A 25,277-nucleotide genomic window follows, 5' to 3' on the forward strand; every position below is an offset into this window, starting at 1 on the left:
GGGCTGTGGCCTCCCGGCGGCGGGGGGGGTGCGGGGGGGTGGCTCGCCCCCTGGCGTTTGTGCCCGGGCGGGGGGGGGGGGCCCGGGGGGGGGGGCCCCCCCCCCGGGCGATCAGCCGGCGGACGGCGTCCGGGCCCTCGGTGACCAGGGTGCGCACGGCCTCCTCGTCACAGATCCCGGCGCCGGCCACCAGGGTGTCGTCCAGGTGCTGCGCGGGGGTGTCGCCCTCGCCCAGGGCGGCCGCGATGCCGCCCTGGGCCCAGCGGGTGGAGCCGTCGTCCAGCATCGCCTTGGTGACCACCATGGTCCGCAGACCGGCCTTGCGGGCGTTGAGGGCGACGGTGAGGCCGGCCACCCCGGAGCCGACCACGACCACGTCGGTGGTGGCGGTCCAGCCGGGGGCCGGGGCGGTGAGGCGGTGCGTGGCGGACATGGCGTCAGTGGCTCCTTCAGCGCGCGGCGGTCGGGGCCGCGCCGTTGCCGTCACCGTACGCCTCGTCGCCGCGGAGCAGTCCGGTGCCCTCCGGGGCCTCGGCGGGGTCGCCGCCCAGGCCGGTGATCCGGTTCCGCTCGTCCACGAAGACGATGCTCGGTGCGTAGCCCTTGGCCTCGGCCGTGTCCATCTGCCCGTAGGCGATGAGTATGACCAGGTCGCCGGGGTGGACCAGGCGGGCGGCGGCGCCGTTGATGCCGATCACGCCGGAGCCGCGCGGGCCGGCGATGGTGTAGGTCTCCAGCCGGGCGCCGTTGTTGATGTCGACGATGTGGACCAGCTCGCCGGGGAGCAGGTCGGCGGCGTCGAGCAGGTCCTCGTCCACCGTGACGGAGCCGACGTAGTGCAGGTCGGCCTGGGTCACGGTGGCCCGGTGGATCTTGGACTTGAGCATGGTGCGGAGCATTGCGGGTCACGCCTCCTGTGAGTGCATGCCTAAAGGGGAGCTCTTACCGAACGGTTCCGTGCCGGGTGGCCGGCTGCCCAGGTCCTGTCCGGCCGGACAGGACCTAGCGGCAGATGACGTGGACGTTGTCGATCAGGCGGGTGGAACCCACCGTCGCGGCGACGGCCAGCACCGCCGCGCCCTGGAAGTCGTCCGCCGCTTCGCTGAAGTCGTGCGGGTCGACCAGGGCGAGGTAGTCGAGGTTGATGCCTTCGGCCGCGTCCAGGACGGCCGAGGCGGCCTCGCGGACGGCCTTCGGGCCCTGGGCGGCGGCGTCCCGGCCGGCGAACAGCGCCTTGGAGAGGGCGAGGGCCTGCTCGCGCTCGTCGGCGGAGAGGTAGCGGTTGCGCGAGGAGCGCGCCAGCCCGTCCTCCTCGCGGGCGGTCGGCACCCCGACCACCTCGACGTCGAAGTCCAGGTCGGCGACCATCCGCTGGATGATCGCGAGCTGCTGCGCGTCCTTCTCGCCGAAGAACGCGAAGTCCGGGTCGGTGATGTGCAGCAGCTTGGCGACGACGGTCAGCACGCCGTCGAAGTGGCCGGGGCGGGTGGCGCCCTCGAAGCGCTCGCCCATCGGGCCGGCCGACAGGCGCACCTGCGGGCGGCCGTTCGGGTACACCTCGTCGACGGAGGGCGCGAACACCACGTCGGCGCCGTTCTCCTCGGCCAGCTTCACGTCCTCGTCCAGGCTGCGCGGGTAGCGCTCCAGGTCCTCGGCCGGGCCGAACTGCAGCGGGTTGACGAAGACCGTCACCGCGACCCGGCCCTCCTGGCCGACCTGCTTGCGGGCGGCCCGGATCAGCGCGGCGTGGCCCTCGTGCAGCGCGCCCATGGTCATCACGACGGCGTTGTCGACCGGGCGCTCGTCCGGCCAGAACGCGGCCTCGAAGTCGTCCACGGTGCGAGTGACGACGGCCCGGTGGACCTTCGGCGCCCGCTGGGTCCTGACCGGCTGCTTTCCGCGTGCCATTAGCGATTCTCCTCGTTCAGTACGTCCAGCAGCGCCGCCGCCGACGCTTCGTCGATCGTCCCGTTGGCGAGCGCCCGCTGCGCGGTGGCGCGGGCCATCGCGCGGTAGGCCGCCGGGATGTCCGGGGACACCGTACTGAGCTGCGCCAGGTGGCGCCGCACGGTGCCCGCGTCGCCCCGGGCGACCGGGCCGGTGAGGGCCGCGTCGCCGGAGCGCAGGCTGTTGTCCAGGGCGGCGCCGAGCAGCGGGCCGAGCAGCCGGCCGGGCTCGGCGACGCCGGCCGTGCGCAGCAGGTCCATCGCCTGCGCGACCAGGGTGACCAGGTGGTTCGCGCCGTGCGCGAGGGCCGTGTGGTAGAGCGGGCGGACCTGCTCCGGCACCCACTCCGGCTCGCCGCCCATCTCCACCACCAGCGCCTCGGCGACCGGCCGCAGCTCCTCGGGGGCGGTCACCCCGAACGGGCAGCCGGCCAGCCGGTCCAGGTCGACGGAGGTGCCGGTGAAGGTCATCGCCGGGTGCAGCGCCAGCGGCAGCGCCCCGGCCCGGGTGGCGGGCTCCAGGATGCCGACGCCGTGCGCGCCGGAGGTGTGCACCAGCAGCTGCCCGGGGCGGACGGCGCCGGTCGCGGCGAGGCCGGCCACCAGGTCGGCCAGCGTGTCGTCCGGCACGGTGAGCAGCACCAGGTCGGCGGCGGCCAGCACCTGCGGCGGGGTGACGATCCGCACCCCCGGCAGCAGTGCCTCGGCGCGGCGGCGGGAGGTGGCGGACACCCCGGAGGCGGCGACCACGGTGTGCCCGGCGAGCTGCAGGGCGGCGCCCAGTGCCGGGCCGACCCGGCCGGTGCCGACCACGCCGACGGCCAGCCGGGCCGGGCGGTTGCCGGGGTCGGCCGGGTCGTCGGGGTAGCTCGGGTGGCGCGGGTCGTTCAGGTGGCTCGGATCGCCGAAGCCGTCGGCGAGCGGGGCGAACCCGCCGTCGGCGGCGTGGTCGGCACTGTCGGACGTGTTCACGGCCCGGCCCTCGTCCTTAGCTCCTCGTTCCGGTCCTCTTCGGGTACCGGACGTACCGGCCCATTCTACGGGCGCTCAGCCGGTCCTCCACGGGGTGCTCCACGGGACGCCCGGGGTGCCCGGGGCCGCTCAGTCCGTCGCCCCGGCCCGGATCAGCCCGGCCTCGTAGGCGAGCACCACGGCCTGGACCCGGTCGCGCAGGCCGAGCTTGGCCAGGATCCGGCCGACGTGGGTCTTCACGGTGGCCTCGGAGAGCACCAGCCGGGCCGCGATCTCGCCGTTCGACAGCCCCTGGGCGACCAGCAGGAACACCTCCCGCTCCCGCTCGGTCAGCGGCCCGAGGGCGTCCGAGCCGGGCGCGCTCTGCGGGGTCGGCAGCACCTCGGCGAAGCGGTCGATCATGCGGCGGGTGGTGGTCGGCGCGACCACCGCGTCCCCGCCGTGCACCGCGCGGATCGCGGCCACCAGCTCGGTCGGCGGGACGTCCTTGAGCAGGAAGCCGCTGGCGCCGGCCTTGAGTGCGGCGAAGGCGTACTCGTCCAGGTCGAAGGTGGTCAGGATGAGCACGTGCGGGGCGTTGGGCACGGGGCTGCCGTCCTCGGCCAGGCAGATCCGGCGGGTGGTCTGCACCCCGTCCAGGCGCGGCATCCGCACGTCCATCAGGATCACGTCCACCTGGGTGTGCCGCAGCTCCTCCAGGGCCCGGGCGCCGTCGCCGGCCTCGGCGACGATCTCGATGTCGCCCTGCGACTGCAGGATCATCCGGAAGCCGGTGCGCAGCAGTTCCTGGTCGTCGACGAGCATCACGCGGATGGTCAAGGTGGCTCCTTCAGGGGGCGTCGGGGGGACCGGGGGGTTAGTGGGCCGCCTTGAGCGGCAGGATGGCGCGGATCCGGAAGCCGCCGCCGGGGCGGGGGCCCACGTCGAGGCTGCCGCTGACCATGCCGACCCGCTCGCGCATGCCGATCAGGCCGTGGCCGAGGCCGTCCGTGCCGCCGACGGCCAGTTGCTCGTCGGTGCTGCCGCGGCCGTCGTCCTCGACCAGGACGGCCAGCTCGCGCTCGCCGAAGTCGACCGCGACCCGGGCGTGCACGTCGGGGCCGCCGTGCTTGCGGACGTTGGTCAGCGCCTCCTGGACGATCCGGTAGACCGTCAGCTCGACGCCGCGCGGCAGCTCGCGCGGATGCCCGGAGGTCGCGTAGTCCACCTGCAGCCCGGCCGTGCGGACCTGCTCCAGCAGCTCCGGCAGCTCCTCGACGCCCGGCTGCGGCACGTACTCCTCGGCGGTGTCGGCGGTGCGCAGCACACCCAGCAGGCGGCGCATCTCGACCAGCGCCTGCCGGCCGGTGGACGCGATCGTGCCGAGCGCCTCCTTCGCCTGCTGCGGCGAGTTGTCGAGCACGTACGCGGCGCCGTCGGCCTGGACGATCATCACCGAGACGTTGTGTGCGACCACGTCGTGCAGCTCGCGGGCGATCCGGGCGCGCTCGGCGGCCACCGCCACCTTGGACTGGGCGTCCCGCTCGCGCTCCAGCCGGGCGGCGCGGTCCTCCAGCTCGGTCAGGTAGGCGCGGCGCACCCTGGTCAGTCGGCCCCATGCCCAGCACAGGATGAACGGGGTGCTCATCAGCAGCGTGATCAGCGCCGCCTCGCCGAAGGAGTACGGGCGGGTGTGGTAGTCCCCGGCGCCGTTGGCGACCGTCTTCAGCGGGTGGAGCTGCCAGAACACCAGGGGCCCGGCGGCCAGCCCGGCGACCAGTGCCAGCCGGGACGTCCACTTCTGGCCGAAGGCGGCGCCGGTGTACGCGAACACCAGGTAGGCGAGGGAGGAGGCGGCCGGGAGGACGTCGGCGGCCACCTGGCCGAGGCCGAGGCCGGTGGCGGCCGCCACGGTGATGTCGGGGAAGCGTCGGCGGAAGACCATCAGCGCGGGCAGCAGCACCGCGATCAGGATCTGTGCGTCGAAGCGCCAGCCGTCGCTGAAACTGTCGTTCGGCAGCAGGCCGACGAAGAGCACCATCGCAGCCCAGGCGGCGTCGACCACCACGGGGTGACGGCGGAGCCAGGCGTTGAGTCGATGCACGTCTCCAGCCTAGGCAGTCACCTGGCGTGTTCAGGTCCGCCGGTAGGGCGATCCGTCCTACTCCGTAGGTCGGAGACGCACCGTACCGGTGGGGAGGGCGCGCCCGGCTGCGGGTAGCGTCCCGCGCTATGACTTGGATGCGGTGGGCGCCCGCCATGGAGCAGGCCCTGTACGACCCGGACGGCGGCTTCTACCGCAGGTCGGAGGGTCCGGCCGGGCACTTCCGCACCTCGGTGCACGCCTCGCCGCGGTTCGCCCGCGCGGTGGCCCGGCTGCTGCTGGAGGTTGACGCCGCCCTAGGCCGTCCGGAGGAGCTGGCCCTCGTCGACGTCGGGGCCGGGCGCGGTGAACTGCTCACCGGGGTGCTGGCCGAACTGCCCGGCGAGGTGCTGGCGCGGCTGCGCCCGTACGGCGTGGAGATCGCGCGGCGCCCGGCGGGCCTGCCGTCCACAGCCCTGTGGACGGACGAGGTGCCGCGCGGCGTCACCGGGCTGCTGTTCGCCAACGAATGGCTGGACAACGTGCCGCTGGACGTCGGCGAGGTCGACGACGGCGGGGTGCTGCGCTACCGGGAGGTGGACACCGCGACCGGCGGGGAGCGGCTCGGCGGGCCCGCCTCGGCGGCCGACGCGGCCTGGGCCGAGCGCTGGTGGCCGGTCGGGCACCCCGGGGACTCCGTGGAGTTCGGCGGCACGCGGGACGCCGCCTGGGCGCGGGCCGTCGCCGGGCTGGAGCGCGGCCTGGCCGTCGCCGTCGACTACGGGCACACCGCCGACCGGCGCCCGCTGTTCGGCACCCTGACCGGCTTCCGGGGCGGCCGCGAGGTGGCGCCGGTGCCGGACGGCTCCTGCGACGTCACCGCGCACGTCGCTCTGGACTCCGTCGCCGCACCTGGTCTCCACAGCCTGTGGACAACCCAGCGGGACGCCCTGCGCGCCCTCGGCGTGAGCGGTGCCCGGCCGCCGCTCGCGCTCGCCTCCAGCGACCCGGTCGGCTACCTGCGGGCGCTCGGCGGGGCCGGCGAGGGCGCCGAACTGACCGACCCGGCCGGGCTCGGCGCGTTCGGCTGGCTCGCCCAGGCCGTCCGCATGCCGGTACCGGAGGCCCTGGCCGCCCTGCCGGGGTGGCAGACTCTGACCCCATGAGGGAGACCACGGTCGGCATCGGGGCGGGAGCCGAGAACTTCACCGGCGAGGCGGGCACCACCGACATGGTGCTCAACATCGGCCCGCAGCACCCCGCCACGCACGGCGTGCTGCGGCTGCGGCTGGTGCTCGACGGCGAGCGGATCATCACCGCCGAGCCGGTGATCGGCTACATGCACCGGGGCGCGGAGAAACTGTTCGAGGCCCGCGACTACCGGCAGATCATCATGCTGGCCAACCGGCACGACTGGCTCTCCGCCTTCGGCAACGAGCTCGGCGTCGTCCTCGGCGTCGAGCGGATGCTCGGCATGGAGGTCCCCGAGCGGGCGGTGTGGATCCGCACCCTGCTCGCCGAACTCAACCGGGTGCTCAACCACCTGATGTTCCTCGGCTCCTACCCGCTGGAACTCGGCGGCATCACCCCGATCTTCCATGCCTTCACCGGCCGCGAGGACCTCCAGCACGTCCTGGAGGAGGCCTCCGGCGGGCGCATGCACTACATGTTCAACCGGGTCGGCGGCCTCAAGGAGGACCTCCCGGCCGGCTGGCTCGGCCGCGTCCGCACCGCCGTCGCCACCGTCCGCTCCCAGCTGCCGGTCTTCGAGGACCTCGTCCTCGGCAACGAGATCTTCCGCGCCCGCACCGCCGGCGTCGGCATCCTCACCCGGGCCCAGGCCCAGGCGTACGGCGTCAGCGGCCCGATCGCCCGCGCCAGCGGCCTCGACCTCGACCTGCGCCGCGACGAGCCCTACCTCGCGTACGACTCCGACGAGCTGCGGGAGGTGCTCACCGTGGTCACCCGCGAGGAGGGCGACTGCCTGGCCCGGTTCGAGTGCCTGCTGGAGCAGACCCTCAACTCGCTGGACCTCGCCGTCGCCTGCCTCGACAAGATCGCCACCCTGCCGCCCGGCCCGGTCAACCAGCGGCTGCCCAAGGTGCTCAAGGCCCCCGAGGGCAGCACCTACTCCTGGACCGAGAACCCGCTCGGCATCAACGGCTATTACCTGGTCTCGCGCGGCGACAAGACGCCGTGGCGGCTCAAGCTGCGCTCGGCGTCCTTCAACAACGTCCAGGCGCTGACCGAGCTGCTGCCCGGGACGCTGGTCGCGGACATGGTGGCGATCCTCGGGTCGATGTTCTTCGTCGTCGGGGACATCGACAAGTAGGGCCCGGCCCTTCGCGGGCCGGGCCTGCGCAGGTCCCGTGCTTTTCGGGCCCGGTGCTTCCCGGGCTCAGCCCTTCTTCGGCCGCTTGGCCGGGTCGGCCGGGTGCGGGGCCACCTTGCGGTCGCCCTTGGTGGCGATCCGCTCCGCGCACAGGCCGGCCAGCACGTCGTACGCCGCCTTGCCCATCAGCTCGGTCAGCTCGGGGCGGTAGCTGACGTACACCGGGTCCGGCCCCTGGTGCGCCGCCGGGCTGCCGGTGCACCACCAGTGCAGGTCGTGGCCGCCCGGGCCCCAGCCGCGGCGGTCGTACTCGCCGATCGAGACCTGGAGGTAGCGGGTGTCGTCCGGCCGGTCGATCCAGTCGTAGGTGCGGCGGACCGGCAGCTGCCAGCAGACGTCCGGCTTCGTCTCCAGCGGCTCCCGGCCCTCCTTGAGCGCCAGCGCGTGCAGCGCGCAGCCGGCGCCGCCCGCGAAGCCGGGGCTGTTCACGAAGATGCACGCCCCGCCGACCCGGCGGGTCTGGCGGTCGCCGTCCTCGTCGAGCATGGTGATGCCGCCGTCGGACGTGATCCGGCCCGCGGCGTCGGTGCCGTGCGCGAAGTTCTCCCACAGCTCGGGCGTCAGCCGCGCCGCGTGGCCGAGGACGCGCTTCTCGTCGTCCTCGTCCGAGTAGTGCGCGCCCAGCGTGCAGCAGCCGTCCGACTCGCCGCGGCCCTCGCGGATGCCGTGGCAGCCCTGGCCGAAGACGCAACCCCAGCGGGAGGTCAGCCAGGTGAGGTCACAGCGGAACACCTGCTCCTCGTCGTCGGGGTCGGCGAACTCGACCCAGGCGCGCGGGAAGTCGAGCGGGACCTCGTCACGGGGGATCCCGCCGAGCGGGCTCTCGCCGCGCAGGGTCGGCATCGCCAGGTCGACGGGGGCGGGGGAGGCCTTGGACTTCTTCTTGGACGTTTCTGCTGGTGCCACCCGGCAAGGGTAGAGCCTTCGGGCCGGCCGGCCGGGACCCGTCCGGGTGATCCGGGGTGCGCCGTGGCGTCGGCGAGGGCCGGCCGACCGCAGGCTGGAGGGAACCGGGCGCCACTGTCGGGTTGTCAGATCAGTTTGATGATCTCGCGTTGACCCGTATTGGATGCCCTGGAACACCCCGGATCACCACTGGAGCACCGAGCCGTGACCGCCTCGCCCCGCGCCGCCCACACGGCCGTCCTCGCCGCCCTCGCGGTCCTGGCCGCCGGGTGCGCCTCCGCGCCCGCGCTGCGGGCCCGGACGGCCGCCGCCGCTCCGCTGTGCGACGCCCCGGTGGTGATCGGTCACCGGGGCGCCCCGCGCAACGCCCCCGAGAACACCATGGCCTCCTTCGAAACCGCCCTCGACCAGGGCGCCGACTGGCTGGAGACCGACGTCCAGACCACCAGGGACGGCGTCCCGGTGCTGATGCACGACCCCACGGTGGACCGCACCACCAACGGCAAGGGCGCCGTCGCCGACCTCACCGCCGCCCAGATCGCCGCCCTGGGAGTGACCGTCGGCCCCGGCCCCACCGAGCCCGTCCCCACCCTCCAGGAACTGCTCAAGCGCCTCTCCGACAGCAACGCCACCCTGCTGATGGAGATCAAGTGGCAGCGCGCCGAGGACGTCACCCGGATCGCCCGGATCGCCGCCGCCAGCGGTGCCCGGGTCGTCCTCTACTCGTTCTCGGCGGAGCACCTGCGCCAGGCCCACGCCGCCGCGCCCGCCCTGCCGGTCGTGCTGATCCAGGGCTCCGCGATCGCCGAGGACCCGGGCGACCTGCCGCTGCGCGGCATCGCCCTGGACGCGGCGCTGGCCAGCGCCTCCCGGATCGCCGCCGAGCGCAAGGCGGGCCGCGAGGTGTACGTCTGGACGCTCGACGACGAGGAGTCCTGGCAGCTGATGTCGGCCCGGGACGCGGACGGCCTGATCACGGACACCCCGGGCCGGGCCCGCCGCTGGGTGGACACCAACTGCCGCCCCGAGCGCCGGGCCGGACCGCGCGGCCACTGAGGGCGTCCGGTCGCCGGAGGCGGGGTACGGGCGGGACCAGTGTGAAGACGGTCGAGACCGGTTTCGCCCGGGGCCGGATCGCGTAGCGTGGAGAGTTATGCGACTCGGTGTACTCGACGTAGGTTCCAACACCGTCCACTTCCTCGTGGTGGACGCCCATCCGGGTGCCGCCCCGCTGCCCGCGTACTCGCACAAGGCCGAGCTGCGGCTGGCCGAACTGCTCGACGACGACGGCGCGATAAGCGAGGCAGGCGTCGAGCGGCTGGTCGGCCACATCGCCTCGTCGCTGCGGGTCGCGGAGGACAAGGGCGTCGTCGACATCCTGCCGTTCGCCACCTCCGCCGTCCGGGAGGCCGCCAACGGCGAGGAGGTGCTGCGCCGGGTCGCCACGGAGACCGGGGTGGAGCTGCGGGTGCTGTCCGGGCAGGACGAGGCCCGGCTCACCTTCCTGGCCGTCCGGCGCTGGTTCGGCTGGTCCTCGGGCCGACTGCTCAACCTGGACATCGGCGGCGGCTCGCTGGAGATCGCCTGCGGTCAGGACGAGCAGCCCGACGTCGCCTGCTCGCTGCCGCTGGGCGCCGGCCGGCTCACCGCCCGCTGGCTGCCCGGCGACATCGCCGACCCGGAGGGGCTGCGCGGGCTGAGACGCCACATCCGGGCCGAGATGGCCACCGTCGTGGGCGAGGTCGCCCGGCTCGGCGCGCCGCAGCACGCCGTCGCCACCTCCAAGACCTTCAAGCAGCTGGCCCGGATGACCGGCGCCGCCCCCGCCGACGCCGGCCCGTACGCCGACCGCCGGCTCACCCGCAGCGGGCTGTCCGCCTGGCTGCCGCGACTGTCCTCGATGACCGTCGAGGAACGGGCGCGGATCCCCGGCGTCTCCGAGGGCCGCGCCAAGCAGCTGCTGGCCGGGGCACTGGTCGCGGACGCCGCGATGGACCTGTTCGGCCTCGACGAGCTGGACGTCTGCCCGTGGGCGCTGCGCGAGGGCATCATCCTGCGCCGCCTGGACGCCATGGACGGCGCCGCCGACCGCCGCCGCCCGGCCCTCACCCCGTAGGGCCCGCGCGCCGCAGGGCTCCACACCGTGGGCCCCATGGCCCGTCCGGCGGCTCCCGCCGGGGCCGGCCGGGGATCCGGTCCCGTTCGGAGCGCGGTCCGCTTACGCTGTCTCCCGTGGCGCAACCAGCGGGTGAGGACGGGACGCGGGAGGGCCGCGCTCCCGGGGACGGGCAGCCGCGGCCGGACGGCCCGCGCCGCAAACTCGGCAAGGCCGTCAAGGGTGCCACCGGGGCGCAGGCCGCGAAGGCCGTCGAGGCGGCCCGGCGCACCGGGCGCAAGAGCGCGGCGCGCAAGGCCGCCGAGCAGCCGTCCGCGCCCAAGGCGAAGACGCCCGCGGGGGACACGTCCGAGGCGAAGACGACCGCCGGGACGAAGCCTGCCGGGACGAAGTCCGAAGCGAGGAAGCCCGAAGCGAGGAAGCCCGCCGGGGCGAAGCCCGAAGCGCGGAAGCCCGGGACGCGGAAGGCCGCCGCGACGGCAGCCCCCCGGGAGACCCGTACCGCCCGGGCCGCCGGCGCCGCCAAGGCCGCCGTCCAGTCGGTGCGCTCGGTCAAGGCCGCCCGGCGCGACGCCGCCCGCCCGCCGCTGCTGCGCACCACCGACCGGCTGGTGCTGCCCTCGCACCCGGCCCTGCACATTCCCGACACCAAGGTGGTCCTGTCCACCGCGTCGGTGTACCCGGCGGGCACCGCCGTCGCCTTCGAGCTGGCCGCCAAGCTCGGCTACGACGGGGTCGAGGTGATGGTCTGGAACGACCCGGTCAGCCAGGACATCGACGCCCTGCGCCGCCTCTCCGACGCCCACCAGCTGCCGATCCTGGCCGTGCACGCGCCCTGCCTGCTGATCACCCAGCGGGTGTGGACCACCGACCCGTGGACCAAGCTGGTCCGGGCCCGGGCGGCGGCCGAGAAGCTCGGCGCGAGCGCCGTCGTGGTCCACCCGCCGTTCCGCTGGCAGCGCCAGTACGCCCGGGACTTCGTGACGGGCATCAACCGGATGGCGGGCGAGACCGACGTCCGCTTCGCGGTGGAGAACATGTACCCGTGGCGCTACCGCGACCGCGAGGTGCTGGCCTACGCGCCGGGCTGGGACGTCACCGACGAGGAGTACCGGCACTTCACCATCGACCTCTCGCACGTCGCCACCTCCCGGATCGACGCGTTCGCCATGGTCGAGCGGATGGGCGACCGGCTCGCCCACATCCACCTCGCCGACGGCAGCGGCTCCGGCAAGGACGAACACCTGATCCCGGGCCGCGGCAAGCAGCCCTGTGCCGAACTGCTGGAGCACCTGGCCCGTACCGGTTTCGACGGCCACGTGGTGCTGGAGGTCAACACCCGCCGCTCCGCGTCCCCCGCCGAACGCGAGGCCGACCTGGCCGAGGCGCTCGCCTTCACCCGCTTGCACCTGGCCACCCCCTCGCGCGTACGCTGAGGAACCGCGCCCGGCTGGGTGCGAACTTCCTTGGGTAGGGGGAGAGATGACGGATCGACAGGGCTTCCGGGAGATCGCCGAGAGCTTCGGCGGGGTCGCCGCCGAGTACGACCGGGGCCGCCCCGGCTACCCGGACGGGCTGTTCGAGGCGCTGGAGCGGTTGTCCGGCCGCAGCCTCAAGGGCGCCCGGGTGCTGGACATCGGCGCCGGCACCGGCATCGCCACCCGGCTGCTGGCCGCGCGCGGCGCCGACGTCGTCGCGGTGGAGCCCAACGCGGGCATGGCCGCCCAGTTCCTGGCCTCCTCGCCGGGCCTGCCGCTGGTCAGGGCCGGCGGTGACGAACTGCCGTTCCACGACGACTCCGCGGACCTGATCAGCTACGCCCAGTCCTTCCACTGGACCCGCACCGAACGGGCCATCCCCGAGGCGATCCGGGTGCTGCGGCCCGGCGGCGCCCTCGCCGTCTGGTGGAACGTGCACGACGAGACCGTGCCCTGGGTCCGGGCCCGGGTGGAGCGGCTGAGCGCCGCGCTGCCCAACTACCACGGCTACGGCCGGGTCGCCGAGTTCACCGCCCTCCTCGCCCCGGCCGGGCTGACGGTCGAACGCGCGGTGCTGCGCTGGGAGCGGCGGGCCACCGTCGACCACGTGCTCGACGACCTGGTCTCCCGCTCGTTCATGGCCGCGCTGTCCCCCGCCGAGCGCGAACCGGTGCTGGCCGTCGAGCGGCAGGCGATGATCGCCGAGTTCCCCGACGGCTGGGTGGTCGAGCCCTACGTCCTGGAGCTGGCGGTGGGGATCACCCCGGCCTGACCTGCACCTTGCCCGACCCGCGCCCGGACGGCCCGCCCGCGTGCCCGCATCGCGGACGGACCGTCCGCCGCCTGGACGGCGGGCGTAGGCTCGGTAGCCACAGCGGCCCCCGCATCCTCCTACCGGCGGGGCGCCGGCGAGAGCCCCGAAGGAGTGGAGCACAGTGCCCGAGCTGAGGTCCCGTACGGTCACCCACGGTCGCAACATGGCAGGCGCCCGGGCGCTTCTCCGGGCCGCCGGCGTAGCCCGCGAGGACTTCGGCAAGCCGATCATCGCGGTCGCCAACTCCTTCACCGAGTTCGTCCCGGGCCACACCCACCTCCAGCCGGTCGGCCGGATCGTCTCCGAGGCGATCAAGCAGGCGGGCGGCATCCCGCGCGAGTTCAACACCATCGCCGTGGACGACGGCATCGCGATGGGCCACAGCGGCATGCTCTACTCGCTGCCCTCGCGCGACCTGATCGCCGACTCGGTCGAGTACATGGTCAACGCGCACTGTGCCGACGCGCTGATCTGCATCTCCAACTGCGACAAGATCACCCCGGGCATGCTGATGGCCGCGCTGCGCCTGAACATCCCGACCGTCTTCGTCTCCGGCGGCCCGATGGAGGCCGGCAAGGCCACCCTCGTCGACGGCACCGTGCGCAGGCTCGACCTGATCGACGCGATCTCCCAGGCGGCCAACGAGAACGTCTCCGACGAGGACATCGCGATCATCGAGGAGAACGCCTGCCCCACCTGCGGCTCGTGCTCCGGCATGTTCACCGCCAACTCGATGAACTGCCTCACCGAGGCCATCGGCCTCTCGCTGCCCGGCAACGGCTCCGTCCTCGCCACCCACACCGCCCGCAAGGCCCTGTACGAGCGGGCCGGGCGGGCGGTCGTCGAGATCGCGGACCGCCACTACGGCCAGGACGACGCCTCGGTGCTGCCCCGCGCGATCGCCACCCGCGCCGCCTTCGAGAACGCGATGGCCCTGGACATCGCCATGGGCGGCTCGACCAACACCATCCTGCACCTGCTCGCCGCCGCCCAGGAGGCCGAGCTGGACTTCGACCTGCGGGCCATCGACGCCGTCTCCCGCCGGGTGCCCTGCCTGTCCAAGGTCGCGCCCAACGGCTCGTACTACATGGAGGACGTGCACCGGGCCGGCGGCGTCCCCGCCATCCTCGGCGAGCTGTACCGCGGCGGAATGCTCAACGAGGACGTCCACACCGTCCACTCCGACTCGCTCGCCGAGTGGCTCAAGACCTGGGACGTGCGCGGCGGTTCGCCCTCCGCCGAGGCCGTCGAACTGTGGCACGCCGCCCCCGGCTGCGTCCGCTCCGCCGAGGCCTTCTCGCAGTCCGAGCGCTGGGAGTCGCTGGACACCGACGCCGCCAAGGGCTGCATCCGCAGCGTCGAGCACGCCTACTCGGTCGAGGGCGGCCTCGCCGTCCTGCACGGCAACCTCGCCGAGGACGGCTGCATCGTGAAGACCGCCGGCGTCGACGAGTCGATCTGGACCTTCAGCGGCCCGGCCGTGGTCGTCGAGTCCCAGGACGACGCCGTCGAGGCGATCCTCGCCAAGCGGGTCAAGGAGGGCGACGTCGTCGTCATCCGCTACGAGGGCCCCAAGGGCGGCCCGGGCATGCAGGAGATGCTCTACCCGACGTCCTTCCTCAAGGGCCGCGGCCTCGGCAAGGCCTGCGCGCTGGTCACCGACGGCCGCTTCTCCGGCGGCACCTCCGGCCTGTCCATCGGCCACGCCTCCCCGGAGGCCGCCTCCGGCGGCACCATCGCCCTGGTCGAGGACGGCGACACGATCGCCATCGACATCCCCGGCCGGAGCATCTCCCTGGAGGTGCCCGACGAGGTCCTGGCCGAGCGCCGCCGCGCCCTGGAGGCCGCGGGCGGCTACCGCCCGAAGAACCGTGACCGCCAGGTCAGCCAGGCCCTGCGCGCCTACGCCGCGATGGCCACCTCCGCCGACAAGGGCGCCGTCCGCGACGTCACCAAGCTCGGCTGAGCCCCGCGGCACCGCAGCACCGCAGGAGCCGTCCCGCAGGCCGGGGCGGTTCCTCGCGCGTTGGGTGATAATCGACCCCGTGAGCGAGCAGCCCCCCACCCCCGCACCCAAGCCCGCCGGCGCCCCCGAGCCGGAGCCGATCCGCTGGTTCGGCACCAGCTGGGTGAACCGGGACAACGGCTACTGGCTGCGCCGCGTCGCCGTGTCGGCCGGTGCGCTGGTCACGACCGCCGTCGCCGTCCTGCTGCTGCGCTTCGGGGTCGAGGGCGTCGCCCTCTCCGACGGCGGCGGCTTCCTGAACGGGCTGCTGACGGCCGCGATCGCGGTCTGCTCGATGATGTGCGTCATGCGCACCTGGAAGGTCCTCACCGAGGGCAAGGACCAGCTGAGCGGCTGGATGGCCGAGGACAAGTCGCTCGGCGCGGTCTGGCTCATCGGCGGCGCCGGCAGCCTGGCCGCCTACTTCGCCCGCAGCCTGGTCGAGGCCCCCGGCGAGGCGGTCAGGCGCTCCTCGTACGAGCGGGCCGTCGCCCAGTACGAGAAGCGCCAGGCGGGCCGCAGCGGCCGGCCCGGCACCAAGGCGCCGGGCCGGGGCAAGCGCCGGGGCTGAGCCTCAGAGGCGGCTGGCCGCGCCGCACTCGTCGCGGGTCGACAGGTCCTTGCGGCGGTCGTACGGGTCGGTCGTGGGGCCGGTCGGACGGCTGCCCGGGGCGTCCGGCGACTGCGCCGCGAACTGGTCGAACTCCGGGTGGTAGTAGCCGTCGTAGACGTCACAGGACGAGTTGGCGGACTCCGACCCGCCGCCCTCGCCGAACACGAGCTTCTTCGGGTTGACCCGGTAGCGGGCCGGGTCGTAGAAGCGGAAGTTCTCGACCCGGCGCACGATCGTGCGCGTGGTCCAGGTGTCCCCGGCCACGTCGGCCGTCGGCACCAGCAGACCCACCGGCACCAGCAGACCCACCGGCTTGGCCGTGCCGTCCTTCGGCGCGGCCGGCTTCGTCGGCGGCTGCCCGCCCGTCGGCGGCTGGGGTGACGCGGCGCGCTTGGCGGCGTCCGGGCCGGGGCGCATCGCGTACACGTAGCTGAAGTCGGCGTGGACGAGGAGGCCCTTGTCCCCGTCGCCCTCGAAGGTGATCCGGCCCTGCACCTTGACCGTGTCGCCCACCTGGACGGCCTCGCGCTGGTCGAAGCGGCTGAACCAGGTGGTCGGGTCGGTGTCCTTGGCGGGGTTGGCCAGCGCGTTGATCGCGCGGTCCCGGTCCTCCCGGTCCAGCAGCGCCAGGGCGGCTTCCGGCCGGCCGCCCGCGATCACCTGCGGGTCCAGGTTGGCGGCGGTCAGGTAGTCCTTGACCAACTGCAGCTGGGCGCCGACCTGTTCGGCGGAGAACACGCCGGTGGCCCGGGTGTCGGGCAGGACGAAGGCCTCCGCGCCGTTCGGCCAGCCCTCGGCGACGGAACCGGCCCACGGGTGGTCCACGGTCGGCTGCTGCTCGTCGACCTTCGGCGGCGCGGCGGTCGGCTGGGCCGTCTCCGGGGCGACGGTGGGCACGGGGGTGTGGGCGTTCGAGGAGCCCCCGCCGTAGTGGTCGGAGTACCAGCTGCGCAGCCCGTCGAGGTTCAGGGCCGCGAGCAGCACCGCGATGGTCAGCACGACGTACAGCGGCGCGCGCCAGTCCAGCCGGCGGCGGCGCGGGCGCGGGTTGCCCCAGGGGTCGGTCACCGGGGGCTTCGGCGTGCGGCCGAATCGGCGGCCGGCCTTGGCCGGGCCGTCGTTGACCGAGCGGCGGCCGCCCGGGTCGACCGGCGGGGTGTGCTTCCATCGGGCGGCCAGCATCCGGGTGCGCCCGGACTGCTCGGTGACGGCGGCCCCCTTGACGAACTCCTCGTCCAGGACGAGGTCGGCGAACGGGTCCTTCCCGCCCGCTCCGGACGGGTCGGACCCGCCCGGCTCACGGCCCTCGGCGGGGCGCGGTTGTGGATCTTCGGCTATCGGCATCGCGCCAGTATGCCGACGGGGTGTGACGATTCGTCGATCGGGGGCACACCTTGTGGTGAACTCGTGCGCGGGCGCGGCGATCCGTCCCGGTCTGTTCCGTTCTATTCCGTTCCGTTCCGGCCGGGTCCGGTCGAGTCCGGGCCGCCCTGCGGGGGCGTCAGTCCTTGGTGCGGGCCTGCTTCACCGACCCCACGATGCCGGCGACGGCCAGCAGGATGCCGGCCGGCAGCAGCGCCAGGAAGAACGCGCCGAACAGGCCCGCGTCCCCGAGCAGCAGCTGCGCCAGCATGTCCAGCACCAGCAGTCCGCCGGCCGCCGGGAGGGCCGACTGCCACGGGTGGTCGTTCGCCCAGCGGCGCAGCCGCCGTTCGGAGGTGTCGCGGCGCAGCTGCCCGCCGACGGTGCCGACCAGGAAGAAGAAGAACAGGGCCCAGCCGGCCGGCCCGGCCAGCATGCCCAGTGACCAGTGCCCGGAGATCGCGTCGATCCCCAGGGCGGTCGCACCCACCACCGCACCGACCCCCGCGGCCGTCCGCCACGGTCCCACGGTCGCCGAGGCGACGGCGAGTTGCCGGTTCTCACGTCGGGACATTTCGTCGTGTGCCATGACTCCACGGTGCTCCCGCGCGGCGCCGGAGGCCATAGGGGAAACCCCCGAGATTCTCCCTAGGGACGAGGTCGGGCAACTCGTCGTCGACCACGGGCTGGACGGTCCCGGCGGGTGCCCCCGCGCGGTGCGAGGATGGCCGCAGTACCGAGGTAAGGAGCGGCCATGGGCGCCAGCGCAGCACACGGACAGAAAATCGCCTTCCTGGGCACGGGCAAGATCGGCGAGGCCCTGCTCTCCGGCCTGCTGCGGGCCGGCAAGGACCCGGCGGACGTCCTGGTGACCGCCCGCCGCCCCGAGCGCGCCGCCGAACTCGCCGCCCGCTACGGCGTGGTGGCCGCCTCCAACGCCGAGGCCGCCAAGCTCGCCGACACCCTGATCCTCGCCGTCAAGCCGCAGGACATGGGCACCCTGCTGGAGGAGCTGGCCCCGCACGTCGGCGCGGACCGGCTGGTGATCTCGGCCGCGGCCGGCATCCCCACCGCCTGGTTCGAGGAGCGGCTGGCGGCCGGCACCCCGGTGGTCCGGGTGATGCCCAACACGCCGGTCCTGGTGGACGAGGGGATGAGCGTCATCTCCGGCGGCTCGCACGCCACCGAGGAGCACCTGGAGCGGGCCGAGGAGATCTTCAGCTCGGTCGGCAAGGCGCTGCGGCTGCCCGAGGCCCAGCAGGACGCGGCCACCGCGCTCTCCGGCTCCGGCCCGGCCTACTTCTACTTCCTGGTCGAGGCGATGACCGACGCCGGCATCCTGCTCGGCCTGCCCCGGCAGGTGGCGCACGACCTGATCGTGCAGTCCGCGATCGGCGCCTCGGTGATGCTGCGCGACTCCGGCGAGCACCCGGTGAAGCTGCGCGAGGCCGTCACCTCCCCGGCCGGCACCACGATCGCGGCCATCCGCGAGCTGGAGAACCACGGGGTGCGGGCCGCGCTGCTGGGCGCCCTGGAGGCGGCCCGGGACCGCTCCCGGGAGCTCGCCTCCGGGGGCAAGTAGCCGACTGGGTAGGCTCGACGGCATGGCCTACGACCTGGTGATCTTCGACAACGACGGTGTCCTGGTGGACAGCGAGCCGCTCTCCAACCGGGTGCTGGCCGCGTACCTGACCGAACTCGGCTACCCGACCACGGTCGAGGACTCCTACCGGGACTTCATGGGCTGCGCTGCCCACCGCATCCACGACGTGATCGCCGAGCGGTACGACGGCGCGACGCTGCCGGAGGGCTTCGACGAGCTGTTCCACGGCCGGGTCTTCGACGCGTTCGGCACCGAGCTGACGGCCGTCCGGGGTGCGGAGCTGCTGCTGAAGGAACTGCGTCAGCGCTCCGTCCCCTACTGCCTGGCCTCCTCGGCGCACCACGTGTGGATCCGCACCGCGCTGGACGTCACCGGCCTGCGCGGGTACGTCGCCGAGGAGCGGATCTTCAGCGCCCAGGACGTCGGCGTGGGCAAGCCCGCGCCGGACCTCTTCCTGCACGCCGCCCGCACCCTCGGCGTCGACCCGGCCCGCTGCCTGGTCGTCGAGGACAGCCCCAACGGCGTGCTGGCGGCCCGGGCCGCGGGCATGGACGTGTACGGCTACACCGCGCTCACCGACCCGGCGAAGCTGACCGCCGCCGGGGCCACCGGGCTGATCGCCGACCTCTCCGAGGTCACCGCCCTGCTCTGACCCTCCCTGTTCCGACCCGTTCCGCTCTGACCCGTCCTGTCCCGACCCGTTCCGCGCGGCCTTGTGCCCGACGGCGGAAAGTCCCTGCGCGACCCCTCCCGCAATCGCGGTCCACCGCCTACGCTCTCGCCAACATCGTCGTACCGGCCAGTAGCGAGGTCCGTCATGAGTGCCGCGTCACCCGCGATCCCGCCCGGCCTGCGCGCCGGGCGGGCCGCGCTCGCCGTCAGCTTCCTGCTCCAGGGCACCACCTTCGCGCTGCTGGTCACCTGCATTCCGGAGATCCAGCACCGGTACGGGCTGAGCGACGCGCTGCTGCCGCTGTTCCTGGCCGCGGTGCCGGTCCTCGCCGGGGTCGGCTCGATCACCTCCGAGCAGCTGGTGAAGCGCACCGGCGCGCGGGCCGTGCTGCGGGTCGTCCAGCCGCTGGTCTGCCTCAGCCTCGCGGGCGCCGGCCTCGGCGACACGCTCTGGCAACTCGCCGTCGCGCTCGGGGCGTTCGGCCTGCTGGTGGGCGCGCTCGACGCGAGCATGAACATGCTGGGGGTGGGCCTGCAGCACCGCTACGGCCGCTCGATCATGATCGGCTTCCACGCCGCGTTCAGCCTCGGCGGCATCCTCGGGGCGGCCCTCGCCGGCCTCGGCTCGCACTACGACCTCGGCCTGCCAGTGCTGTTCGGCACGGCCGCGGCGGTGATCGCCCCGCTGGCCCTGCTGACCGGCACCCGATTCGCCGGACCGGCCGAACTCGGGGACGCCGTACGGGAGGCCGCCGAGGCTGCCGCGCGGTCCATCCCCTGGCGGCCGCTGCTGCCGCTGTGCCTGGCGATGGCCTTCGCGTACATCGCCGACGCCTCGGTCTCCAACTACAGCGTCAAGTACCTCACCGACGGCCTGGGCAGCGCCGCGGACGTCGCCAAGCTGTCCTACCTCGGCTACATGGTCGCGATGCTGCTGGGCCGCGCGCTGGGCGACCGCGCCGTGCAGCGCTGGGGCGCCGTCCCGGTGGTCCGGGCCGGTGCCGGGCTGGCCGCGCTCGGCTTCGCGCTGGCCGCCGCCGCGCCCACCGCCTGGGTGGGGATCGCCGGTTTCACCGTGCTCGGCTTCGGCATCTGCGCGATCATCCCGCAGGTGTTCGCGGCCGGGGGCCGGCTGTTCCCGGCCGACTCGGACGCCGCGGTGGCCCGGCTGAACCTCTTCAACTACGTGGGCTTCCTGATCGGTTCGCCGCTGGTCGGGACGATCGCCGACGCGAGTTCGTACCGCTGGGCGCTGCTCGCCCCGATGCTGCTGGTGCTCGCCGTCCTGCCGCTGGCCGAGCGCTTCGCCCCGGCCCCGGCGCTCGCCCCCGCCAGGGTGTGACGGGGGCGAGCTGGGGCGGGGAGGGAGGTCAGCCGATCACGGTGGCCAGCTCGGGCAGGCCGTTGGCCCACAGCTGGTCCTTGATGCCACCACCCGACTGGTAGTACTCGTAGTAGACGTACGGTGCCCAGTTCAGGGTGTACGGCCCGGTCCAGGTCGGGGCCGAGGTGATCTGGACGGTGACCGCGACGGTGCGGGTCTCGCCCGGGGCGATCGGCGCCCGGAAGTGGAAGTTCGCGTTGTTCCCGCTGACGGCGCAGTCGGTGGAGTCACCGGAGCACCCGGTGACCGTGAACGCGCCGGTCTGCTGGTTGGCCGGCCAGATCGGCTGGATGTACTCGTAGGCGAAGTAGATGTCGGTGGTCTCGGTGTTGGTGAGCGAGAGCGTCAGGGTCAGCTGGTCGCCCGGCGCCGCCGTCTTCTTGTCGACGGCGAACGAGCTGCCGCTAACCGCGGCGGAGGCCGGCTGGGCGGCAAAGAGCAGGCCAAGTCCCAGTAATGCAGCGAGAATTACCCCAAGGCGTTGCGCGCTGAATGGCTTCATGGCGGAGAGGATATGAAGTCGTGAAGGTTTTGTCTGTAGGGCCTCCGCGGGGGCCCTGAGCCCCGCCCCCGGCGCGCCCTGGACAAGGCCCGGCCACCCCCACCCGCTACGGTGGAGGCCATGCCCGACGCCGAGCGTGACACCCCCTGCGGCCTGCACCTCTTCTGGGACGAGGCCGTCACCGCCTACGACTTCGGCCCCGGCCACCCGATGGACCCGACCCGGCTGGCGCTCACCATGCGCCTGGTCGAGGCCCTCGGACTGGACGCCGGGCCCGGGGTGACGGTGCGGGCCGCACCGCCCGCCGGCGAGTCCACCCTGCGGCTGGTGCACACCCGGGAGTACGTCGAGGCGGTCAAATACGCCGCCGCCCACCCCGACGAGTCGGATCCCCGGCACGGGCTCGGCACCGACGACAACTGGGCTTTCCCCGCAATCCATTCGGCCTCCGCGCTGATCGCCGGTCAGTCCGTGGCCGCCGCCGAGGCGGTCTGGCACGGGGAGACCCCGCACGCGGTGAACTTCGCCGGCGGACTGCACCACGCGATGCCCGCCAAGGCCTCCGGCTTCTGCGTCTACAACGACCCGGCGCTGGCCGTCGCCCGGCTGCTCGAACTCGGCGCCGAGCGGGTCGCCTACGTCGACGTGGACGTCCACCACGGGGACGGCGTCCAGCAGGCCTTCTGGAACGACCCCAGGGTGCTCACGATCTCGCTCCACGAGCACCCCGCCACGCTCTTCCCGCAGACCGGCTGGCCCACCGAGACCGGCGGCCCGGACGCCCCCGGCTCCGCCGCCAACCTGCCGCTGCCGGCCGGCACCGGCGACGCCGGCTGGCTGCGCGCCTTCCACGCCGTGGTGCCCGAACTGCTCACCGCCTTCCGCCCGCAGGTCCTGGTCACCCAGCACGGTGCCGACACCCACCTGGAGGACCCGCTCGCCCACCTCGCCGTCACGCTGGACGCCCAGCGGATGATCGCCGAGGAACTGCACGACCTCGCCCACCAGCTCACCGGCGGCCGCTGGATCGCCACCGGCGGGGGCGGCTACGCCGTCGTGGACGTCGTCCCGCGCACCTGGACCCACCTGGTCGCCACCGCCGCCGGACGGCCCGTCGACCCGGCCACCGAGACCCCCGAGTCCTGGCGCGCCGAGGTCTACCGCCGCACCCGCCGGCCCGCCCCGCTGCGGATGACCGACGGCGCCCGACCGGTCTGGCGCGACTTCGACGCGGGTTACGATCCGGCCGACCGACTCGATCAGGCCATCCTCGCCAGCCGCCGCGCGGTGTTCCCCCACCTCGGACTCCTGGCCTGAGACCGGCCTCCCGGCCCAGGTGCGGGTGGGCCGTGCGTATGCCCGCTCCCGCGTTCCGCCGAGTGACTACGTACTGCAACAGTCCTATCTCTCACCGTACGAGGACCGCACCTCCCCTCTTCCCACTGGTACCACCCATAACTACTCTGGGGATACACGTGTGCCGGTGGAGTCACCGGAGGGGAAGCCGGTGCCTTGCACACGGGTGAAGGGTCGGGTGATGGTCATGAGTTCCGGCGAACGCCCCTTGCAGGAAGTCGTCTTCCTGACCGTGGCGGAGGTTGCCTCGGTCATGCGGGTGTCGAAGATGACGGTGTACCGGTTGGTGCACAGCGGAGAGCTGCCGGCCATCAGGGTCGGGCGGTCCTTCCGGGTGCCCCAGCAGGCGGTGCACGAGTACCTCAAGGAGTCCTACGTGAGGCTTGAGAGCGCGTAGTTCCGGGTGGGCGGGGGTGGGGCCGCAGCTGCGGATCCCACCCCCGTTCGCCGGGGATTCCCCGCGAGTTTCCCGGTCACCGGGAGCACGATTACGGCCCAGGGCCCGTGGACGGTAGGCTAGGCCGTCCGTCAGTCGTATGGACTCCGTCTCTCACGGGCGCGAGTCTCAGTGAGCGAGGGTTGTTCCGTGGGCTCTGTCATCAAGAAGCGTCGCAAGCGTATGGCCAAGAAGAAGCACCGCAAGCTTCTGAAGAGGACCAGGGTCCAGCGTCGCAACAAGAAGTAACGCCTGAGCCTGCGCTTCGGCCCCGCCCAGGCGGGGATTAGTCGCGGACTCGCGTACAACGGCGCAGGAAGAAGTAGTGCGCCCCGCCTTGGCGGGGTTCAGGCGTTCCACCGCCCGTCCAGGCCTCGGCCTGGGCGGGCGGTGTCGTTTCACGGCCCGGCAGGGCGGCGCGGTACGGTGCACGCAGGCCGCTCGGGCCGAGGGAATGGGGTGCACACCGTGGGCGTGGTCGTGCTCGTCACCGGCGTGGCACGCCATCTCGGTGCCCGCTTCGCCGCCGAGGTCCGCCGCCGTCCGGGCGTGGACCTGGTGGTCGGCGTGGACGTGCAGCCGCCCCGGCTGCCGGTCGAGGAGCCGGACGGACCGGCCGCCGAGTACCGCTTCCACCAGCTCGACCTGCGCCGCCCGGCGGTCTCCCGGGTGATCGCCGAGCACCGGGTCGACACCGTGGTCCACCTCAGCGTCAGCGCCACCGGCCTGGGCTCCACCAACCGCTCCGCGGTGAAGGAGTCCAACGTCATCGGCACCATGCAGCTGCTCGGCGCCTGCCAGAAGGCGCCCGGGGTGCGCCGGTTGGTGGTGAAGTCGACCACCGGCGTCTACGGCTCCGCGCCCCGCGACCCGGCGGTGTTCACCGAGCGCATCCAGCCGAAGAACCCGCCCGGCGGCGGCTTCGCCAAGGACGCGGCGGAGGTCGAGGGCTACGTCCGCGGCTTCGCCCGGCGCCGCCCGGACGTCGCGGTGACGGTCCTGCGCTTCGCCAACATCGTCGGCCCCGCCGCGGACACCCCGCTCAGCGAGTACTTCGCGCTGCCCGTGCTGCCGACCGTCCTCGGCTACGACCCCCGGCTGCAGTTCGTGCACGAGGACGACGCCGTCGCGGTGCTCTGCCGGGCCGCCGCCGAGGCCGAACCGGGCACCGTCAACACCGGGACCTTCAACGTGGCCGGGGAGGGCGTCCTGCTGCTCTCCCAGTGCGCCCGCCGGCTCGGCCGGCCGACCGTGCCGCTGCTGCTGCCCGCGGTCAGCTGGATGGCCGGGCTGGCCCGGCAGACCCGGCTGCTGGACGTCTCGCCGGAGCAGCTGCGGCTGCTCACCCACGGCCGGGTGGTGGACACCACGCGACTGCGCGAGACGCTCGGCTACCGCCCGGCGTTCACCACCCCGGAGGCCTTCGCCGACTTCGCCGCCGCGCAGGGGTCCGGCCTGCTGCCGCCCGAGCGGCTGGCCGCCGTCACCGACCGGCTGGCCGCCCTGCTCGGCCCGGTGCGGGCCCCGGCCGCCGGCGTCCCCACCGTCCGTACCGACCGCCCCCGCCGACCCAGGAGCTGAACCCGCGATGAGTGCCGCAGCCGAGAACGCGCCGGGCGAGGCCAGGGTCATCCCGATCGAGTCCGCCCCCAGCTGGACCTCGCCCGACGACCCCGGGCCCGCCGACCGGCCAGCCGACCGGCTCGCCGACGCCGTCGGCGGGGCGCTGTCCGGGCAGCTCGGTTCGGCGGCCACCCGGCTGTTCGGCAAGGGCTGGGAGGGCCGGGCCGCGGACGGGCTGGCCTTCCTGCGCCGCCGGATCACCGGCGACTACGAGGTGGACGAGTTCGGCTTCGACCGGGAGCTCACCGAGGAGGTGCTGCTCGCCCTGCTGCGCCCGTTGTCCGAGAAGTACTTCCGGATCGAGGTCCAGGGCGTCGAGAACATCCCGGCCGAGGGCGGCGCGCTGATCGTCGCCAACCACTCCGGGACGATCCCGCTGGACGCCCTGATGACCCAGGTCGCCATCCACGACCACCACCCGCACCACCGGCACCTGCGGATGCTCGCCGCCGACCTGGTGTTCGTGCTGCCGGGCGTCAACGAGCTGGCCCGCAAGGCCGGCCACACGCTGGCCTGCAACGAGGACGCCCAGGCGCTGCTGGAGCGCGGTGAGGTGGTCGGGGTCTGGCCGGAGGGCTTCAAGGGCATCGGCAAGCCGTTCGCCGAGCGGTACAAGCTCCAGCGCTTCGGGCGCGGCGGCTTCGTCTCCTCGGCGCTGCGCGCGAAGGTGCCGATCGTGCCGTGCTCGATCGTCGGCGCCGAGGAGACCTACCCGATGATCGGCAACGTGAAGACGCTGGCCCGGCTGCTGGGCCTGCCGTACGTGCCGATCACGCCGACCTTCCCGTGGCTGGGGCCGCTGGGCGTGCTGCCGCTGCCGACCAAGTGGACCATCCGGTTCGGGGAGCCGATTGCCACCGACGGGTACCCGGCGGAGGCGGCGGACGACCCGATGCTGGTCTTCGACCTGGCCGACGAGGTGCGCGAGACGATCCAGCACACGCTCTACAAGCTGCTGGTGCAGCGCCGGTCGGTGTTCTTCTAGGTTTCCCGCGACCTCTGGGGGGTCTCCCGTGGCCCCCGGGGCACGGGAGC

At 73.7% G+C, this 25,277-nt stretch carries 26 protein-coding genes; 16 read left to right on the forward strand and 10 right to left on the reverse strand.

Translation table 11 applies throughout. The annotated features are described in order from the left end of the window. The 6 genes from ACFV6I_RS18555 to ACFV6I_RS18580 all read right to left on the reverse strand — a co-directional run. A partial coding sequence (locus ACFV6I_RS18555; protein WP_380426383.1) for an FAD-dependent oxidoreductase occupies positions 1-433 on the reverse strand: 433 nt, incomplete at its 3' end. Positions 434-449: 16 nt separating this feature from the next. Then, complete coding sequence (gene panD, locus ACFV6I_RS18560) at positions 450-899, reverse strand: aspartate 1-decarboxylase (protein WP_380375893.1); 450 nt, start codon at positions 897-899, stop codon at positions 450-452. 103 nt (positions 900-1,002) lie between these two features. Then, positions 1,003-1,908, reverse strand: a complete 906-nt coding sequence (panC, locus tag ACFV6I_RS18565) for a pantoate--beta-alanine ligase (protein WP_380338074.1) — start codon at positions 1,906-1,908, stop codon at positions 1,003-1,005. Further along, positions 1,908-2,837, reverse strand: coding sequence for a Rossmann-like and DUF2520 domain-containing protein (locus ACFV6I_RS18570; protein ID WP_380375920.1), 930 nt, complete (start codon positions 2,835-2,837; stop codon positions 1,908-1,910). The genes panC and ACFV6I_RS18570 overlap by 1 nt, the downstream gene beginning before the upstream one ends. Before the next feature lie 210 nt (positions 2,838-3,047). Next, complete coding sequence (locus ACFV6I_RS18575) at positions 3,048-3,737, reverse strand: response regulator transcription factor (protein ID WP_063348833.1); 690 nt, start codon at positions 3,735-3,737, stop codon at positions 3,048-3,050. A 37-nt stretch (positions 3,738-3,774) separates the two neighbouring features. Beyond that, positions 3,775-5,001, reverse strand: a complete 1,227-nt coding sequence (locus ACFV6I_RS18580) for a sensor histidine kinase (RefSeq protein WP_380426385.1) — start codon at positions 4,999-5,001, stop codon at positions 3,775-3,777. Positions 5,002-5,129: 128 nt separating this feature from the next. On the opposite strand from ACFV6I_RS18580, the gene ACFV6I_RS18585 reads away from it, so the two are divergent. Both ACFV6I_RS18585 and ACFV6I_RS18590 read left to right on the forward strand, forming a co-directional pair. Then, positions 5,130-6,146, forward strand: coding sequence for an SAM-dependent methyltransferase (locus ACFV6I_RS18585; protein ID WP_380426387.1), 1,017 nt, complete (start codon positions 5,130-5,132; stop codon positions 6,144-6,146). Next, a complete protein-coding gene (locus ACFV6I_RS18590) occupies positions 6,143-7,312 on the forward strand; it encodes an NADH-quinone oxidoreductase subunit D (protein ID WP_380426389.1) in 1,170 nt (389 codons plus the stop codon). Before ACFV6I_RS18585 ends, ACFV6I_RS18590 begins: the two co-directional genes overlap by 4 nt. A 66-nt stretch (positions 7,313-7,378) precedes the next feature. Here the strand turns inward: ACFV6I_RS18590 and ACFV6I_RS18595 are convergent, their stop codons facing one another. Beyond that, positions 7,379-8,215 carry a hypothetical protein gene (locus ACFV6I_RS18595; protein WP_063348837.1) on the reverse strand — a complete coding sequence of 279 codons (837 nt, stop codon included), beginning with the start codon at positions 8,213-8,215 and terminating at the stop codon, positions 7,379-7,381. Positions 8,216-8,482: 267 nt separating this feature from the next. Between ACFV6I_RS18595 and ACFV6I_RS18600 the strand changes: the two genes are divergently transcribed. The 6 genes from ACFV6I_RS18600 to ACFV6I_RS18625 all read left to right on the forward strand — a co-directional run bounded on the left by ACFV6I_RS18600 (position 8,483) and on the right by ACFV6I_RS18625 (position 15,262). After that, entirely contained in the window at positions 8,483-9,334 is an 852-nt protein-coding gene (locus tag ACFV6I_RS18600; protein ID WP_063348838.1) for a glycerophosphodiester phosphodiesterase, read from the forward strand. A gap of 97 nt (positions 9,335-9,431) precedes the next feature. Further along, a complete protein-coding gene (locus ACFV6I_RS18605; protein ID WP_063348839.1) occupies positions 9,432-10,394 on the forward strand; it encodes a Ppx/GppA phosphatase family protein in 963 nt (320 codons plus the stop codon). Between the two features lie 608 nt (positions 10,395-11,002). Continuing rightward, entirely contained in the window at positions 11,003-11,830 is an 828-nt protein-coding gene (locus ACFV6I_RS18610; protein ID WP_079136295.1) for a sugar phosphate isomerase/epimerase, read from the forward strand. 46 nt (positions 11,831-11,876) lie between these two features. Continuing rightward, complete coding sequence (locus ACFV6I_RS18615; RefSeq protein ID WP_063348840.1) at positions 11,877-12,644, forward strand: class I SAM-dependent methyltransferase; 768 nt, start codon at positions 11,877-11,879, stop codon at positions 12,642-12,644. A 163-nt stretch (positions 12,645-12,807) separates the two neighbouring features. After that, positions 12,808-14,652, forward strand: a complete 1,845-nt coding sequence (gene ilvD / locus ACFV6I_RS18620) for a dihydroxy-acid dehydratase (RefSeq protein ID WP_380426391.1) — start codon at positions 12,808-12,810, stop codon at positions 14,650-14,652. 79 nt (positions 14,653-14,731) lie between these two features. Continuing rightward, positions 14,732-15,262, forward strand: a complete 531-nt coding sequence (locus tag ACFV6I_RS18625; protein ID WP_380375907.1) for a hypothetical protein — start codon at positions 14,732-14,734, stop codon at positions 15,260-15,262. Between the two features lie 3 nt (positions 15,263-15,265). On the opposite strand, the gene ACFV6I_RS18630 is transcribed toward ACFV6I_RS18625, so the two are convergent. Together ACFV6I_RS18630 and ACFV6I_RS18635 are read right to left on the reverse strand one after the other, a co-directional pair. Beyond that, complete coding sequence (locus ACFV6I_RS18630) at positions 15,266-16,648, reverse strand: hypothetical protein (RefSeq protein WP_380426393.1); 1,383 nt, start codon at positions 16,646-16,648, stop codon at positions 15,266-15,268. A gap of 157 nt (positions 16,649-16,805) precedes the next feature. Beyond that, positions 16,806-17,255 (reverse strand): hypothetical protein, encoded by a 450-nt coding sequence (locus ACFV6I_RS18635; RefSeq protein ID WP_159398487.1) that lies wholly within the window; start codon positions 17,253-17,255, stop codon positions 16,806-16,808. Positions 17,256-17,420: 165 nt separating this feature from the next. Here ACFV6I_RS18635 and proC point away from each other — a divergent pair, with 165 nt between their 5' ends. The 3 genes from proC to ACFV6I_RS18650 all read left to right on the forward strand — a co-directional run bounded on the left by proC (position 17,421) and on the right by ACFV6I_RS18650 (position 20,283). Then, on the forward strand, positions 17,421-18,248 hold the full coding sequence (proC, locus tag ACFV6I_RS18640) for a pyrroline-5-carboxylate reductase (RefSeq protein ID WP_063348845.1): 828 nt from the start codon (positions 17,421-17,423) through the stop codon (positions 18,246-18,248). Between the two features lie 22 nt (positions 18,249-18,270). Continuing rightward, a complete protein-coding gene (locus tag ACFV6I_RS18645) occupies positions 18,271-18,921 on the forward strand; it encodes an HAD family hydrolase (RefSeq protein WP_380426395.1) in 651 nt (216 codons plus the stop codon). A 165-nt stretch (positions 18,922-19,086) separates the two neighbouring features. After that, a complete protein-coding gene (locus ACFV6I_RS18650; RefSeq protein ID WP_380426397.1) occupies positions 19,087-20,283 on the forward strand; it encodes an MFS transporter in 1,197 nt (398 codons plus the stop codon). A 28-nt stretch (positions 20,284-20,311) separates the two neighbouring features. Here the strand turns inward: ACFV6I_RS18650 and ACFV6I_RS18655 are convergent, their stop codons facing one another. Further along, positions 20,312-20,827 (reverse strand): hypothetical protein, encoded by a 516-nt coding sequence (locus tag ACFV6I_RS18655; RefSeq protein ID WP_380375915.1) that lies wholly within the window; start codon positions 20,825-20,827, stop codon positions 20,312-20,314. A gap of 120 nt (positions 20,828-20,947) precedes the next feature. Here ACFV6I_RS18655 and ACFV6I_RS18660 point away from each other — a divergent pair, with 120 nt between their 5' ends. From ACFV6I_RS18660 to ACFV6I_RS18680, 5 genes are all read left to right on the forward strand, one after another. Then, positions 20,948-22,144, forward strand: a complete 1,197-nt coding sequence (locus ACFV6I_RS18660; RefSeq protein WP_380426399.1) for an acetoin utilization protein AcuC — start codon at positions 20,948-20,950, stop codon at positions 22,142-22,144. A 226-nt stretch (positions 22,145-22,370) separates the two neighbouring features. Then, a complete protein-coding gene (locus tag ACFV6I_RS18665; RefSeq protein WP_063351305.1) occupies positions 22,371-22,580 on the forward strand; it encodes a helix-turn-helix domain-containing protein in 210 nt (69 codons plus the stop codon). Between the two features lie 189 nt (positions 22,581-22,769). Further along, positions 22,770-22,868: a 30S ribosomal protein bS22 gene (locus ACFV6I_RS18670; RefSeq protein WP_003948845.1), complete on the forward strand. Its 99-nt coding sequence runs from the start codon at positions 22,770-22,772 to the stop codon at positions 22,866-22,868. Between the two features lie 219 nt (positions 22,869-23,087). Then, the gene (locus ACFV6I_RS18675) at positions 23,088-24,200 is read left to right on the forward strand and encodes an NAD-dependent epimerase/dehydratase family protein (RefSeq protein ID WP_063351306.1); all 1,113 of its coding nucleotides are present in this window, start codon (positions 23,088-23,090) and stop codon (positions 24,198-24,200) included. 7 nt (positions 24,201-24,207) lie between these two features. Beyond that, complete coding sequence (locus ACFV6I_RS18680; protein WP_063348850.1) at positions 24,208-25,227, forward strand: lysophospholipid acyltransferase family protein; 1,020 nt, start codon at positions 24,208-24,210, stop codon at positions 25,225-25,227. The last annotated feature ends 50 nt before the right edge of the window (positions 25,228-25,277 follow it).

It is taken from the genome of Kitasatospora sp. NPDC059803 (genome assembly GCF_042732255.1).
Lineage (GTDB): Bacteria > Actinomycetota > Actinomycetes > Streptomycetales > Streptomycetaceae > Kitasatospora.

What these genes read in the sequence shown, in the direction of transcription:
- panC (WP_380338074.1), bottom strand. Translation starts at nt 1,908, where the DNA reads ATGGCACGCGGAAAGCAGCCGGTCAGGACCCAGCGGGCGCCGAAGGTC.
- ACFV6I_RS18635 (WP_159398487.1), bottom strand. Translation starts at nt 17,255, where the DNA reads ATGGCACACGACGAAATGTCCCGACGTGAGAACCGGCAACTCGCCGTC.
- ACFV6I_RS18665 (WP_063351305.1), top strand. Translation starts at nt 22,371, where the DNA reads ATGAGTTCCGGCGAACGCCCCTTGCAGGAAGTCGTCTTCCTGACCGTG.
- ACFV6I_RS18630 (WP_380426393.1), bottom strand. Translation starts at nt 16,648, where the DNA reads ATGCCGATAGCCGAAGATCCACAACCGCGCCCCGCCGAGGGCCGTGAG.
- ACFV6I_RS18595 (WP_063348837.1), bottom strand. Translation starts at nt 8,215, where the DNA reads ATGCCGACCCTGCGCGGCGAGAGCCCGCTCGGCGGGATCCCCCGTGAC.
- ACFV6I_RS18605 (WP_063348839.1), top strand. Translation starts at nt 9,432, where the DNA reads ATGCGACTCGGTGTACTCGACGTAGGTTCCAACACCGTCCACTTCCTC.
- ACFV6I_RS18645 (WP_380426395.1), top strand. Translation starts at nt 18,271, where the DNA reads ATGGCCTACGACCTGGTGATCTTCGACAACGACGGTGTCCTGGTGGAC.
- ACFV6I_RS18585 (WP_380426387.1), top strand. Translation starts at nt 5,130, where the DNA reads ATGACTTGGATGCGGTGGGCGCCCGCCATGGAGCAGGCCCTGTACGAC.
- ACFV6I_RS18615 (WP_063348840.1), top strand. Translation starts at nt 11,877, where the DNA reads ATGACGGATCGACAGGGCTTCCGGGAGATCGCCGAGAGCTTCGGCGGG.
- panD (WP_380375893.1), bottom strand. Translation starts at nt 899, where the DNA reads ATGCTCCGCACCATGCTCAAGTCCAAGATCCACCGGGCCACCGTGACC.
- ACFV6I_RS18680 (WP_063348850.1), top strand. Translation starts at nt 24,208, where the DNA reads ATGAGTGCCGCAGCCGAGAACGCGCCGGGCGAGGCCAGGGTCATCCCG.
- proC (WP_063348845.1), top strand. Translation starts at nt 17,421, where the DNA reads ATGGGCGCCAGCGCAGCACACGGACAGAAAATCGCCTTCCTGGGCACG.
- ACFV6I_RS18590 (WP_380426389.1), top strand. Translation starts at nt 6,143, where the DNA reads ATGAGGGAGACCACGGTCGGCATCGGGGCGGGAGCCGAGAACTTCACC.
- ACFV6I_RS18655 (WP_380375915.1), bottom strand. Translation starts at nt 20,827, where the DNA reads ATGAAGCCATTCAGCGCGCAACGCCTTGGGGTAATTCTCGCTGCATTA.
- ACFV6I_RS18660 (WP_380426399.1), top strand. Translation starts at nt 20,948, where the DNA reads ATGCCCGACGCCGAGCGTGACACCCCCTGCGGCCTGCACCTCTTCTGG.
- ACFV6I_RS18650 (WP_380426397.1), top strand. Translation starts at nt 19,087, where the DNA reads ATGAGTGCCGCGTCACCCGCGATCCCGCCCGGCCTGCGCGCCGGGCGG.